Annotated in this window: 14 protein-coding genes; 5 read left to right on the forward strand and 9 right to left on the reverse strand. The window is 64.3% G+C overall.

Annotated elements, in window-relative coordinates:
• Positions 1-178: 178 nt before the first annotated feature.
• The 4 genes from ABH924_RS24310 to ABH924_RS24325 form a co-directional block, all read right to left on the reverse strand.
• The gene (locus ABH924_RS24310; RefSeq protein ID WP_404503030.1) at positions 179-832 is read right to left on the reverse strand and encodes a hypothetical protein; all 654 of its coding nucleotides are present in this window, start codon (positions 830-832) and stop codon (positions 179-181) included.
• 41 nt (positions 833-873) lie between these two features.
• Complete coding sequence (locus ABH924_RS24315) at positions 874-1,842, reverse strand: acyl-CoA thioesterase (RefSeq protein ID WP_404503032.1); 969 nt, start codon at positions 1,840-1,842, stop codon at positions 874-876.
• A gap of 191 nt (positions 1,843-2,033) precedes the next feature.
• Positions 2,034-2,468: a DoxX family protein gene (locus ABH924_RS24320; protein ID WP_404503034.1), complete on the reverse strand. Its 435-nt coding sequence runs from the start codon at positions 2,466-2,468 to the stop codon at positions 2,034-2,036.
• Positions 2,469-2,622: 154 nt separating this feature from the next.
• The gene (locus tag ABH924_RS24325; RefSeq protein WP_234752886.1) at positions 2,623-3,192 is read right to left on the reverse strand and encodes an antibiotic biosynthesis monooxygenase; all 570 of its coding nucleotides are present in this window, start codon (positions 3,190-3,192) and stop codon (positions 2,623-2,625) included.
• Between the two features lie 40 nt (positions 3,193-3,232).
• Here ABH924_RS24325 and ABH924_RS24330 point away from each other — a divergent pair, with 40 nt between their 5' ends.
• The 3 genes from ABH924_RS24330 (at position 3,233) to ABH924_RS24340 (ending at position 5,558) form a co-directional block, all read left to right on the forward strand.
• A complete protein-coding gene (locus tag ABH924_RS24330) occupies positions 3,233-4,576 on the forward strand; it encodes an MATE family efflux transporter (RefSeq protein ID WP_404503036.1) in 1,344 nt (447 codons plus the stop codon).
• A 9-nt stretch (positions 4,577-4,585) separates the two neighbouring features.
• Positions 4,586-5,140 (forward strand): DUF308 domain-containing protein, encoded by a 555-nt coding sequence (locus ABH924_RS24335; protein ID WP_234752882.1) that lies wholly within the window; start codon positions 4,586-4,588, stop codon positions 5,138-5,140.
• 73 nt (positions 5,141-5,213) lie between these two features.
• Entirely contained in the window at positions 5,214-5,558 is a 345-nt protein-coding gene (locus ABH924_RS24340; protein ID WP_404503038.1) for a hypothetical protein, read from the forward strand.
• Positions 5,559-5,690: 132 nt separating this feature from the next.
• Here ABH924_RS24340 and ABH924_RS24345 read toward each other — a convergent pair whose 3' ends face one another.
• Entirely contained in the window at positions 5,691-6,239 is a 549-nt protein-coding gene (locus ABH924_RS24345; protein WP_404503040.1) for a CGNR zinc finger domain-containing protein, read from the reverse strand.
• 70 nt (positions 6,240-6,309) lie between these two features.
• On the opposite strand from ABH924_RS24345, the gene ABH924_RS24350 reads away from it, so the two are divergent.
• Together ABH924_RS24350 and ABH924_RS24355 are read left to right on the forward strand one after the other, a co-directional pair.
• Positions 6,310-7,341: an EamA family transporter gene (locus ABH924_RS24350; protein ID WP_404503042.1), complete on the forward strand. Its 1,032-nt coding sequence runs from the start codon at positions 6,310-6,312 to the stop codon at positions 7,339-7,341.
• A 40-nt stretch (positions 7,342-7,381) separates the two neighbouring features.
• Positions 7,382-7,654, forward strand: a complete 273-nt coding sequence (locus ABH924_RS24355) for a DUF2277 domain-containing protein (protein WP_404503044.1) — start codon at positions 7,382-7,384, stop codon at positions 7,652-7,654.
• 83 nt (positions 7,655-7,737) lie between these two features.
• Here the strand turns inward: ABH924_RS24355 and ABH924_RS24360 are convergent, their stop codons facing one another.
• The 4 genes from ABH924_RS24360 to ABH924_RS24375 all read right to left on the reverse strand — a co-directional run bounded on the left by ABH924_RS24360 (position 7,738) and on the right by ABH924_RS24375 (position 12,424).
• The gene (locus ABH924_RS24360; protein ID WP_404503048.1) at positions 7,738-10,260 is read right to left on the reverse strand and encodes a heavy metal translocating P-type ATPase; all 2,523 of its coding nucleotides are present in this window, start codon (positions 10,258-10,260) and stop codon (positions 7,738-7,740) included.
• A gap of 71 nt (positions 10,261-10,331) precedes the next feature.
• Positions 10,332-10,571, reverse strand: coding sequence for a heavy-metal-associated domain-containing protein (locus tag ABH924_RS24365; RefSeq protein ID WP_059388821.1), 240 nt, complete (start codon positions 10,569-10,571; stop codon positions 10,332-10,334).
• A 49-nt stretch (positions 10,572-10,620) separates the two neighbouring features.
• Positions 10,621-10,971, reverse strand: coding sequence for a metal-sensitive transcriptional regulator (locus ABH924_RS24370; protein ID WP_234752872.1), 351 nt, complete (start codon positions 10,969-10,971; stop codon positions 10,621-10,623).
• Positions 10,972-11,044: 73 nt separating this feature from the next.
• A complete protein-coding gene (locus tag ABH924_RS24375) occupies positions 11,045-12,424 on the reverse strand; it encodes an EAL domain-containing protein (protein WP_404503046.1) in 1,380 nt (459 codons plus the stop codon).
• Positions 12,425-12,998: the final 574 nt, after the last annotated feature.

The raw sequence follows: 12,998 nt of genomic DNA on the forward strand, positions 1-12,998 counted from the left end.
CTGCCCAGTCGAGAAAGACCCGCCAACGCCTTCACCACGACCGGCCGGCATACGATGAGCGGCCCCCTGAACCAAAAGCCAGGAGCCGCTCATCCGTGCCTCTTGACAACCAGACCTACATATCAGCTTCCGGCTGGTCGGTGGTGCGCAGACGAGGCCCGTTCGTCCGGTCCGTGCACTACAGTGCGTTGATCGTGGTGCTCTTGTGGATCTCGGACCAGGTTGATTTGAGTGTGTCGAGGGTCGGGCAGATTGCTTCGACCTCGATGGTGACCGCCGGCTTGTTGAACGTCCGGATAGCCGTGAAGTCGTAGGTACTCCCGGACTGAAAGCTGACAGACAGCATGGCCACGTCATGGATGCCGGCAGCACCGTAGCCCAGGGTGGTGTCCTTGGCGCTTGCGACGAGGTTCTTCTCTCCAGGGGCGAGGATGGAGAGAACCTTCAGGGTCGATGCCCTATCGTCCCCGGCGACCAGCTCGGAGGGCTGATTGTGCATCTGGGTCGTCCTGACTTTGCATTGAGTCTTCTGCGCGGTGAATGTCGTTACCCCGTCTGTCGCGACACTGCTGTTGTCGGTCTGCCATCCGGACGTCGGATCCCCGAGGGAGGTGCCGACGTCGGGCGTGTGTCCACCGTTTTCGTCTCCGAGGATCCTGTTTCCGTTGTCCCAAGAGAGATTCTCCGTGGTCGGGTCGAGCCTTGACGCCGCAGCTCCGGACGGGCTGACTGGAGCCGGAACGCCGACGCCGCAGCCGCTGAGCGCCGCTGTGGCAATGACCGCTGGCAAAAGCGTTGCGAACGGTCTGCGGAATGGACTCGGCGTTTTCATGGGGATCCTTCGGTATGGGGGGACGCCAATCGTCGCACTGCCTACCCGCCGTTGAGCAAATGATCGGGCATCCGGGTTCCGGGAGCCCGTCCACGGATCTCCAGCAGTTCGCGGGCGTGGGCGTGAAGGCGCCGATCCTCGTCGGTTTCCGGCAACCAGGCCGGGATCGGAACGGACGTGCCGGTTTCGTCCCTGGCCACCATGACCGTGAGGCAGTAGGTGGTCAGGTTCATCTCACGGCTCTTGGGGTTGCCGGAGCGGACGTGGACGGCAATATGCATGCCTTTGTGGCCTGTGTAGACGAGACGGGCTTCTACTTCCACCACGTCGCCGATCAAGAGCGGGCGGTAGAAGCGCACGCCTCCGGAGAACACGGCCACGGTGTCCTTGCCGCAATAACGGGAAGCGCAGACGTAGGCGGCCTCATCGATCCACTTCATGACGATTCCGCCGTGGACTTTCCCGCCCCAGTTCACGTCAGTGGGGGCCGCCATGAAGCGGAGAACGACGCGCTCGGCCGTGCCGGCGTCGGTATATTCCTGTGCGTTCATGGCTTCGACGATCTTTTCCCGCACGGCGATCCGCGCGAGGGCGTTGTGACGCTGCTCGATTTCCTCCGGCGTCGAGGGCTCGAACTGGGGGACTGGAACCGGGCGGCCGTCGGGACCGACCGCAACGAAGATCACCAGGCACTGGCTGCGCATCGTGGCTGGCCCGCCCTTGGGGTCGCCGGAGGACACGATGGTCCGGATGTGCATGGAAGAGCGGCCCGTGTAGACGATGGTCGCTTCGACCTCGACCATGTCTCCGCTGTTCACGGGGTCGGCGAAATGGATGTTGCCTACGTATGCCGTGACGCAATAGGACTTCGCCCAGCCAACAGCTGCCGCGTAGGCGGCCTTGTCCACCCACTCAAGGACAGTCCCGGCGTCGACGGACCCGCTGTGTCCGACGTCGGTGGGGGAAGCAAGGAACCGCAGCGTGACGGAGTGGGAGGGGAGCTCGCTCATGACGTGAGTGTATCGACGGCGTAGATACTGATGCGCTGTATGACGGGCTGGCGACGCCGAAGCGGACCAGCGACTCCCAGGGCGATCTGTGTCACGCAAACTGGCTGTCGACGCCCGGATTCGGGAGTCGACAGCCCGTTTGCGTGTCGCCAGCGCACTTGGGTGTCGCCAGCGGGGAAGCGCACGCGATCCTAGGCGAGGATGCCCAGCTTGGAACCCTTCCGCCCGAAGACTGCGGCATCGATGGAGATCCGTCCGGCGCCGGTCAGGGCCACGGCTGCCGCTGCGGCGGCGAGGGCCAGGACGAGTTCGTACCCGCCCTTGTCGGCAAACAGGCCGGCCGGGGCGTGGACCAGGAACAGGGCGCCGAGCATGTCCAGTGCAAGGAGGGCGGCGAAGACCCGGGTAAGCACGCCCGCGATGAGGGCAATGCCTCCGACAAGTTCGATGGTTGACACGATCGGGGCCACGACGTCGGCGGCGGGTACGCCCATCTTGCCGAAGGCGGCCTGTGTGCCGGCGATGGTGAACTCGGTGAATTTCTGCCAGCCATGCGCGGCGAAGATGAAGCCGACAATGACGCGCAGGACGGTAAGGGCTGTGTTGGTCAGGGTGGACTGGTTCATGTAATTGCACCGTTTTCGGGTAGCGGTTGGCGGTTGTGAAGCTCCCAGGGGCAAGGCCCAATTCATTGAAGCTTCAACTCAAGACTTTCGGACTTTGCTTGAAGTGTCAAACAAACGTGACGCGGCGAGACCGCCTCCGCAGTCCCGGCTGAGGCTACTGGCCCTTCCGCTTTGCTTCCAGCCAGGGTTTCAGGAGCCGGGTGGTAACGGGCAGGAAAATGTAGACCATGAGCGGCGTCAGGATGCAGATGTTTAACAGAACCTGGAAGACCAGCGGCCAGCCCAGGACCAGAGGGTGCAGCAGGAAATTGGCCAGCAAGCTCAAGGGAAAGAACGGCAGAAAGATGCTGACGGCCTGCTTCCATCGTGGCGGCACCACCGTCTCCGGGACCACGAGGTTCACGTCGCCGGGTTGCGAGAACCATCCTTCGATGCCGGATCGGCGCTCCACACGTGTGACCTCCATGAGCTCGGTGGCGCTTTCGATCCACCATCGGCGCTCTTCGGATTCCTCCCAAGCCTGCAGGGTTTCAGCGTCCGCGAAGCGGTAAAGCATGTGCCATTCATCGGAATCGGCCGCCGTGCGCACCCACCCTGAACCCAAATAGCCGGGCCATTCCCGGGCAAGTTCCTGGCCCGCGTGGGCCCATGCGTTGGCTTGGCGGGTGTAACCGGGAATGATGGTGCGGGCGACGGAAACGGTGATGGGATGCTCGAGTGACACCTCACCAAGCTACATGCCGGTGCCCCGCTAGGCTGGGAAAGTGCCTCAAACAGTGATCCGTCCCACCGCGCCCTCCACTGCCCGCGAGATCCTGCGCCTGGCTGTCCCGGCCTTTGGGGCGCTCATCGCCGAACCCCTCTTCCTTTTGGCCGACTCCGCCATTGTGGGCCACCTTGGCGTCCCCCAGCTCGCGGGCGTGGGGCTGGCCTCCACCCTGCTGTACACCGCCGTCGGACTTATGGTGTTTCTGGCATATTCGACAACTCCCGCTGTGGCACGGGCCATCGGGGACGGGAAGCTCGCCAAAGCGCTGGCCGCAGGGCGCGACGGCGTCTGGCTGGCCTTGCTGCTGGGCACAGTCCTCGCGGTGGCTGGCTTCTTCGCTGCTGAGCCGCTGGTCGGGTTGTTTGGAGCCAGCGGCGAGGTGCGGGCATACGCCGTCGACTATCTGCGCTGGTCCATGCCGGGACTCGTCGCCATGCTGCTGATCTTCGCTGGCACCGGCGTCTTGCGCGGACTGCAGGACACCCGCACCCCCTTGGTGGTCGCAACGGCAGGGTTCGCCGTGAACATTGGCCTCAACGTGGTCCTGGTCTACGGGCTGCACTTGTCCGTGGCGGGGTCAGCAATCGGCACTAGCATTGCTCAATGGGCCATGGCTGCCGTGTATCTGGTGATGGTGGGACGGAATGCCCGCCGCCACGGCGTTTCGCTGCGCCCGGACTGGCGTGGAATCCGAGCAATGACCACCGTGGGGTCATGGCTCATGCTCCGCACCCTCAGCCTGCGTTTGGCGATCCTGGCCACGGTCCTGGTGGTCACTTCCCAAGGGTCCGTGAACCTCGCCGCGCACCAGCTCGCGATGACCATTTTCTCCTTCCTCGCCTTCGCCCTGGACGCTTTGGCGATTGCTGCGCAGGCCCTCATCGGCAAGGAACTCGGAGCTTCCCATCCGGCGAGGGCGCGCGAACTCACCCGCACGATGATCCGCTGGGGCGTGGGCTTCGGTGTGGTGACCGGCGTGCTCCTGGCAGTGGCCGCTCCGTGGGCAGGCATCCTCTTTACCTCCGACGCCGGCGTTCAGTCCGCGCTCACAGCGGCACTGTGGGTGCTCGCCGTCGGGCAGCCGCTCGCGGGTTACGTCTTCGTTCTTGACGGGGTCCTGATCGGCGCGGGCGATGCCCGCTACCTGGCGATTGCCGGCGTCGTGAACCTCGCGGTATATCTGCCGCTTTTGGCGGCAGTCCACTTGACCAGGCCCGACGGCGCGGCGGGGCTCGTGTGGCTCTGGGTCGCGTTCGGGCTGGGGTACATGATGGCGCGCGGGGTCACTCTGGGGCTGCGGGCCCGCTCTGACAAATGGATGGTCCTCGGTTCGCACTAAACTGGACTGGTGACTCTCCCCACCTCTTCAGCGACTTCATCCACGCCTACAGCAGCCGGTCTCTGGAAGCCCGTACTTCTCCGCGCCGGTGCTGCGCTGGTGTTTGGAGCCGTGACCGTCTTCTGGGGCTCGCCATCCGTTCACGTTCTGGCCTGGGCCACCGGGCTCTACCTGCTCGCAACCGCGGGCGCCGCGTTCCTGGCTGCGAGTGTTCCGGCGGCCGCGGCCGCCGTCGTTGGCCTGGCAGGAGTGGGCGCCTTGATTACGCAGTCCGACACAGGTGCCGCCGTTTCCGCGCTCGTAGGATTGCTGGTGCTCGGGGCGTTTGAACTGGTCCAGGGATTCCGGCAGCGCAGACGGCACGTGCTCGCCCGAGACTGGATCATTTCCGGTGTGGTGGGCATCGGCACCGCCGTTGCCTTGCCGTTCTTCATCGGCCTTGGAGCGCACGCGCTTCTCGGTGTTGCCGGCGGCGGCGCCATCATCTCGGGAGTCTTGTGGATGCTGTCCGGGCTGAGCCTGCGGCACGATGGGCGAACCCCCTCCGCCGAGGCCGTAAACTAGTAGTCGTACGTTCTACCCTGCGTAGAACTCTCAAGGCGCGCACGGCGCCAGCACCCACATTGGAGGAACGACCTTGGCTGACCAGAAACCAAGAGAGCCGCGCAAGATGCGGACCTCGGTGAAGGGACCGCTGATGTTCTCCGCGTTTTGGGGCGTCGTGATCTTCTTCGCCGTGCTGATCTTCGCGTCCGGCGGCAGCGCCCGCACTCCGCGCTTTGACCTCGCGTTTACCGGTGCCGGCATCGCCTTCATTGTGAGCCTCGTCCTCGCTGCGATGCTTTCCATGAGCCACAAGGAAAACGCCGAACACCTCGGCAAGGGCTCAGGCGTCAACCTGAGCTCCAGGAAGCCGGGCCAGGGTCACGGTTCTGCGGCCCCCCATGCGGGCAGCGAAACGGAAACGCCCGACGCCGACTAGGCCGTCTTAGTCTTTTTTCGTGTCACGCCACGCAACTTTTTTCCGGCTGGTCAGCGCAGCAACCCCGGAAACTCGCGGCAGGCCGCCGTCGTGCGCCCTGAAAAGTTGCACGGCGTGACACCCTCGCCCGGCTCACTCCGTACCTGAGGCTTTCCGGGCCCGGTAGGCAGCGACGTGCGTTCGGTTGGCGCAGTTGCCGGTATCGCAATAGAGCTTGGAACGGTTGCGGCTCAGGTCCAACACGACGGCGTCGCAATCGTCCGCCGCGCATAGCCGCAGGCGATCCATTTCCTTGCTGCGGATGACGTCCACGAGTGCCATGGCGGCTTCCGTGCCCATGCGTTCCGCGAGGGGCGCTTCAGGGGTAGTGGCGTGCAAGTGCCAATCCCAATGATCGTGCTTGACCAATTGGGGGAGTGCGCGTGCGTCGGTGAGGAGCTGGTTGACGGCCTCTGCGGCCGCGTCCTCGTCGGATGTCCACAGGGAAGCCAGCTGGCTCCGCAGTCGCTTCACGCTGGCCAATTCGGCCTCGGTTCCCTCCCTCGTCCCCGTGAATTCTTCCGCGTCGAGGAAGGCGTGGAGCTCGGCGACACTCGTGAGGGATTCGGTGCCGTTGGCGGCCGTATTGATCAAATTGACCACGCTTCGAAGCGCCACTTCAGTGTCAGGTGCAAAAAGCACTTTGACTCCTTACATCTCTCGGGAGTAGTGTCAGCAGCGTAACCCATTTTACTCCTGACAGGAGGCTGCTGTGTCAGCTGCAACAAACCGGGCTGGTGCTGCGGGCTTCATGGCGTCGGGCTTGGGGCTCGCGCTCTTTTCCTCAGCGGTCTTCGGCTTGTCCGGCTCGTTCGCCAAGTCCCTCCTGGAGACCGGGTGGACCCCCGGCGCGGCAGTTGCCATCCGGTTGAGCGGTGCTGCACTTATCTTGGTGATTCCGGCCGTCGTCGCTCTCCGGGGCCGTTGGCACCAGCTCAAGGACAACTGGCTCACCATCCTGCTATTCGGTGTGATTGGCGTTGCAGCATGCCAGCTTTTCTACTTCAATGCGGTGTCAAGGCTGTCCGTGGGGGTCGCGCTCCTGCTCGAATACCTCGCGCCAACCATGATCGTCCTGTGGCTGTGGGCCGCGAGTCGACGCCGACCCCGGGCCCTCACCGCCATCGGAACGCTGCTTTCCCTCGGCGGACTCGTCCTGGTGCTTGATCTCACCGGCTCCGTGAAGGTGGACTTCGTCGGGGTCCTGTGGGGCATGGCCGCGGCCGTCTGCCTGGTCATCTACTTCTTCATCACAGCCAAACAGAACGAGACGCTGCCGCCCATAGTGCTGGCTTCCGGCGGTCTCATGGCTGGTTCAGTCCTCATCTGGATTGCCGGCGGAACCGGCCTGGTGTCCATGACCTTCGCCACCGCGGACACACAGCTCGGGCCGTGGACCACGCCGTGGTGGGTCTCGATCGCCGGCCTCGTCATCCTGTCCACCGTGCTGTCCTACGTCACGGGGATCATGGCAGCACGAAGCCTCGGTTCCAAGGTGGCATCCTTTGTCTCGCTCACGGAAGTGTTGTTCGCCGTAGTGTGGGCCTGGCTGTTGCTGGCCGAATTGCCCGGAGCCATCCAGCTCGTGGGCGGGGCACTCATCGTGTGCGGAGTGGTCTTGGTGCGAATCGACGAGCTGCGCGCCGACAAGCGTGATGCCCTGGAGCCCGGTAAAGACCATGCTGCCCTGGAGCTTGACCACGCGAACGACGTCGAGCCGGTTCCTTCCGAGAGGGTCCTCTAAACCCGACCCTTAATGGGGGGCCGGGGCCTAGCATGTTGATATGTGCCGGAACATTCACACCCTCCACAACTTCGAGCCACGAGCCACCTCGGCGGAGGTGGAAGCCGCAGCCCTGCAATACGTACGAAAGATCAGTGGCACCACCAAGCCGTCCAAGGTAAACGAGGAGGCCTTCGCCGAGGCTGTCCATGAGATCGCGCATATCACCCAGCATCTGCTCGATTCCCTCGTGACCCATGCGCCAGCGCGCAACCGCGACGAGGAGGCGGCCAAAGCCAGGACCCGGGCGGCCGTTCGTTTCGGAACGGCCTAGCCTCCGCAAACTGACTGGCAGTTGTTGCCGTTCTCACGCCGGATAACGACAACAACTGCTAGCTAGTTGGGTGGCGGTGGGGACTACTTTGCAAACGAGCGCAACCGCAGCGAATTCGCGACCACCAGGACCGAGCTCGCAGCCATGGCCGCACCGGCGATCATCGGGTTGAGCAAACCAAGGGCTGCCACGGGGATGCCGATGGCGTTGTAGAAGAAGGCCCAGAACAGGTTTGTCTTGATGGTGGAGAGCGTCTTCCGGGACAGCTCGATGGCTTGCACCAGCTGGCCGAGGTCGCTGCCCATCACGGTCAGATCCGAGGCCTCGATGGCCACATCCGTGCCCGATCCCATGGCTATGCCAAGGTCGGCTTGCGCCAGTGCTGCGGCGTCGTTGACCCCGTCCCCGGCCATGGCCACAGTGGAACCCCGGGACTGAAGCTTCCGCACCGCGTCCACTTTGCCTTCCGGCAGGACCCCCGCGAATACATCTTCCGGGGCGATCCCGACGGCGGCGGCCACTTGGGCGGCGACGGCGGCGTTGTCTCCGGTCAGCAGCAGAGGGCGAATCCCGAGTTCCTTGAGCTTCGCGATGGCTGCAGCCGAACCGGGTTTGACGGTGTCCCTTAGCGTGACTATTCCAGCGGGATTCCCGTCCACGGCAACCCAGATGGCAGTAGCGCCACCAGCTTCCTCAGTGGCCAGTGCCTGGCGTTGTGCGTCGTCAGGGAAGATCCCGTTGTGTTCCAACCAGCCAGTCCTGCCGGCCACGACCGTTCGCTCAGCTCCGTTTCCGGCTCCGTTCAGCGCAACCATCCCCCGGACTCCGCCGCCCGGGGCGGAACTGAAGTCCTTCACAGCGGGGAGCGGGCCGGCGTCGGGCATTGCGGACTTGGCGGCAGCGGCAATGGCGTGGGCGATGGGGTGCTCCGACGCAGCCTCGACGGCGCCGGCGAGGGACAGGACGTCGGCGGGGGAGTGGCCGTTCAAAGCCAAGGTGTGTACAACGGCGAGCTTGCCGCTGGTGACGGTTCCGGTCTTGTCCAGCAGGATGGCGTCCACCGTGCGCGTATCTTCAAGCACCTGGGGGCCCTTGATGAGGATGCCGAGCTGCGCGCCCCGACCGGTCCCGGTCAAGAGGCCAACGGGAGTCGCGAGCCCAAGCGCACACGGGCAGGCAATCACGAGCACCGCCACGGCAGCCGTGAACGAGGCATTGAGGTCCCCGCTCAGGGCGAGCCAGAGTACGAAGGTAACGACGGCGATGACCAGTACGACCGGAACGAAGACGGCGCTGATGCGATCAGCGAGCCGTGCAATCGGGGCTTTGCCCGTCTGCGCCTGGCTGACCAAACGCCCCATTTGCGCCAGCGTAGTTTCAGAACCGACGCGGGTCGCGCGGACCAGCAGGCGGCCCGAAGTATTGATGGTGGCGCCCGTGACCTGGCTTCCCGGTCCGACCTCCACCGGCACGGATTCACCGGTGACCAATGAGGCATCCACAGCAGATGAACCGCTCGTCACCAGGCCGTCAGTGGCGATCTTCTCTCCCGGTCGAACCACGAAGACGTCCCCCGCCACGAGTTGCTCGGCCGGGATCTTGTGCTCGACGCCGTCGCGCACCACCGTTGCGTCCTTGGCTCCAAGATTCAGCAGGGCCTTGAGAGCATCGCCGGCCTTCGCTTTGGCGTTGGCCTCGAGATAGCGGCCCAGAAGCAGGAACGTGGTGACCACGGCCGCAACTTCGAAGTACAGCCCGCCGCTCACGCCTCCCATGGTCTCCATGCCGGGGTGTTCAGTCATCATGGGGTTGGCAAAGAGCTGCCACGCAGAGTAGAGGTACGCGGCCAGGACACCAATGGAGACCAGCGTGTCCATGGTCGAGGCGAAATGGCGCGCGTTGATGGCGGCGGCCCGGTGGAAGGGCCAGGCAGCCCACGTCACAACAGGAAGGGCCAGCAACGCGGCGACCCAACCCCACTGGGGGAATTGCAGAGCCGGAATCATCGAGATGGCGAAGACCGGGACCGTCAGTATGGCAGCAGCGATGAGTCTTGGCCTTAGCTGGCGGGACGCAGGACCGTGGTGCATGTGGTCGGCGTGGGCTCCCGGCGGGTGCGCCCCGTGGTCGCCTGCCGTGGCGCCACGGGCCACATGCTCTGCGTGCTCGGTCGTTCCTCCCTTAGACGCACGCTGCCGCATGCCCCCCGCGTCGCCACTGTGGTCATGGAGCCACTCGTTGTGGTCGCTATCGCTGTGGTTATGTTCAGGTCCGCTGTGGTCACCGGCACTGCTTTCGGTGCCGGACTCGATCGCGGGGCCGGTATGCGGCAGCGCCCGTCTAAGCGACGGAGGAGCGAGCGCGCCGAGCATATCGGTTTCGCGATCGTGGGCGTGCTCATGGGTCTGGGATGTAGGGCCGGGCCTGGATTCGCGGATCCAGGCTTTGTAGCCCGTTGCGTTCACTGTGTCCAGGATTTGTTGGTCCGTGACATTATCCGGGACTGTTACCTGGGCTGATTCGAGGGGGAGGTTGACTGAAGCCTCCACGCCGTCGAGCTTGCCCAGTTTCCGCTCTACGCGCGCCACGCATGATGCGCACGTCATGCCCTCGATGTCGAGTTCGATGATGCGCGTGCCCGTTTGGTGAAGGATGTCGTGATTGCTCACATTGGCCCCTAGGCCTCGTTGGCGACTACCAGGTAGCCGGCTTCGGCGACGGCTTCGCCGATTTCGGACGGCGACAATTCCTGGGTGGAGGTGATGGTGACGGTGGAGATTCCGCCGGCATTCAGATCGATCTCGACATTCTCCACTCCCGCCAAGGACTCGATTTCCTCGCTGACTGCTGAAACGCAGTGCCCGCAGGTCATGCCGGAAACGCTGACGTTCGTCTGGATGGTGGCGGTGTGGCCCATGGCGTGCTCCTTGGTGGTGAGTTGAAGCGTGTGGTGAGTGCTTGCGGGGTTACCGCAGCAGGCGCCCGATGGCATCGGCAGCCTCCTTGACTTTGATGTCGATTTGCTCAGCGCGCACGACGGGATCGGACTCGGAGGCAGCTCCGACGACGCAGTGCCCGATGTGTTCCTCCACGAGCCCGAGGCTCACGGCATGCAGCGCCTTCGTGACTGCCGAGACTTGCGTGAGGATGTCGATGCAGTATTTGTCCTCTTCCACCATGCGCGCAATACCGCGTACTTGGCCCTCGATCCGCTTGAGGCGCCGCAAGTATGCGTCCTTGTTCGGAGAGTAGCCGTGTTGGCCAACGTTCAAGTCAACCGGGTTCAAATCTGTGGGGTTCACATCGATCGTGCTCATGCTGCAAAGGTATACCCCCTGGGGGTATTAAATCAAGTACCCCCAGGGGGTATACGCCGTGGACCGGCCGACACTACCCCCAGCTCGCCCAGTCCTCCGGCCTGAGCGAGGGGCGGCCGAGCAGGTAGCCCTGGGCTGCGGTCATCCCGAGCTTGGTGACCGCAGCCAGCTCGGCCTCGGTCTCGATCCCTTCGGCCACCAGGGCAGCACCGATTTCGGAGGAAAAACCGACCATCGCAGCTCCCAGTGCCCGCTGTGCCGGATCTGTGTCGATGCCGGCGATGATCTCGCGATCGAGCTTGATGAGGTCCGGCTTGAGCTGCAGGATGTGGCGCATGGAAGCAAAGCCGGCACCGGCGTCGTCGACCGCGATTCTCATTCCGGCACGCCGCAACGGTGCCAGTGCTTCCGCGAGCGGTTCGTAGTTGGCGACCTCGTGGCGTTCGGTGACCTCAAGCACGATGCGTCGGGGAGGGATGGCCGATTCCTCAATCGCAGCTGCCAACCGGGGGTCAAGGCATGCTCGGGGTGAGAGATTTGCCGCGATGTACAGTTCCGGCGGGAGCCCGGCAGCGGTGGTCAGTGCGGTCCGGAGCGCAAGGAGTTCAAGCTCGATATCAAGGCCGATCGAGGCGGCTTCCATGAACCGCACCTCCGGGGACGACCCCTGCAAACCGTTGAACCTTGTCAAGGCTTCCGCTCCAATGACGCAGCCCGTCCCCAGGCGCCGGATCGGCTGGAATGCTGTAATGAGTGAACCGTCAGAGAGCACTTCCTGGACGCGGGCGGTGACTTCTGCATGCGAACGTGCTGTCTCTGGATTCAAGACACGGCAGGTGCCCTCGAAACCGCGGTCCCTGCCTTCCCTGTCGCGCATTGGCCTTCCGGCTACATCAATCAAGACGCGGCTGCCGTCCCGGTGGCGGCACACGGTGACCACCCGTGACCACGAGGAGTCACCGCTTTCCCTGGCTTTCCAGTCCACCCGCGCGTCCGCCAGATCCCCGGGGTCGATGATCCGAGTGATGTGCCGTCCCAGCAGTTCGGAAGGTTCGTACCCTGTGATGTCCTTGCAAGCCGGGCTGCAGAACGTAAATCGTCCATCGGGCCCCGTGGCCCACAGCCAGTCCAAGCTTGTATGCAGCACGGTGTCCATCAAGCGCGACGTCCGGAACGCCTGGCTTCGCTCCCGCTGCTGCTGCCGCATGAGGCGCCACGCCGCCAACACCACCAGCGGCACCATCAGCAGCGCGAGAAGAGCGGGGAATCCGGTTGATCCATCGATGCCGACCCAGGGTGGAAATCCGAAAGCCAGTGGCAGGCGGATAGACAAGGCGACCGCAGCCTCGATGAATACGACAACCAGGAGCCACCATCCGGTTGAGGCAGATGCTAGCTGGTTCGCATCGCGTCCCGTTCGGGCAGACGCCCTCTTGAGCCTGGGAACGCGCATGAAGGGCATACCCAATAGTGCCACCCGGCCGGGGATTACGCCGTAACCGCCGGTGCGTCGATCCGGAAGCACGACGACGGCGCGTGGCCGCCTGCCCCGGGTTGTGGGACAACACGTGTGCATGGGAGGGGGTTGCTTCCCAGTGTTGGCGGTGAATTCGGGGATAGCCAGCTTTGGAAGCTTAGGGTGGCTGGGGTGCTTGGGAGATGGAACGGAACGACGGCCGTGGGTGAGCAGCGCTACCGGTGTCTGGGCTGCGGGGCCAGCCGCCCTGGTGATGGAACGCTGCCCCGCGGATCCCGGTGACCGGGGAGGTCCGAGGCCAGATCCAGGTCGACGGGGGTTCGACGATCTCTGGACTCCGTCGGATTCTGCTGGATCATTCTCTTCGCCGAAGTTGCCGGTCCCGTGATTCCGCGGCCCCGGCATTTTTCCATTCGAATGATTGAGCAGAATCGGACATCCGAGCGAAGACGATCCCGGGACGGACGGACGTGACGCGCCGCGCAAAGGGCAGGACGCGGGGCAGAAAAACGGCCCCCCGAAGTGGGGTGGGGGCCGGGGGGGTTGTGGT

This window comes from Arthrobacter sp. GAS37, from assembly GCF_044908325.1.
GTDB lineage: Bacteria > Actinomycetota > Actinomycetes > Actinomycetales > Micrococcaceae > Arthrobacter > Arthrobacter ramosus.

What these genes read in the sequence shown, in the direction of transcription:
- ABH924_RS24310 (WP_404503030.1), bottom strand. Translation starts at nt 832, where the DNA reads ATGAAAACGCCGAGTCCATTCCGCAGACCGTTCGCAACGCTTTTGCCA.
- ABH924_RS24315 (WP_404503032.1), bottom strand. Translation starts at nt 1,842, where the DNA reads ATGAGCGAGCTCCCCTCCCACTCCGTCACGCTGCGGTTCCTTGCTTCC.
- ABH924_RS24320 (WP_404503034.1), bottom strand. Translation starts at nt 2,468, where the DNA reads ATGAACCAGTCCACCCTGACCAACACAGCCCTTACCGTCCTGCGCGTC.
- ABH924_RS24355 (WP_404503044.1), top strand. Translation starts at nt 7,382, where the DNA reads ATGTGCCGGAACATTCACACCCTCCACAACTTCGAGCCACGAGCCACC.
- ABH924_RS24360 (WP_404503048.1), bottom strand. Translation starts at nt 10,260, where the DNA reads ATGACGTGCGCATCATGCGTGGCGCGCGTAGAGCGGAAACTGGGCAAG.
- ABH924_RS24365 (WP_059388821.1), bottom strand. Translation starts at nt 10,571, where the DNA reads ATGGGCCACACCGCCACCATCCAGACGAACGTCAGCGTTTCCGGCATG.
- ABH924_RS24370 (WP_234752872.1), bottom strand. Translation starts at nt 10,971, where the DNA reads ATGAGCACGATCGATGTGAACCCCACAGATTTGAACCCGGTTGACTTG.
- ABH924_RS24375 (WP_404503046.1), bottom strand. Translation starts at nt 12,424, where the DNA reads ATGCGCGTTCCCAGGCTCAAGAGGGCGTCTGCCCGAACGGGACGCGAT.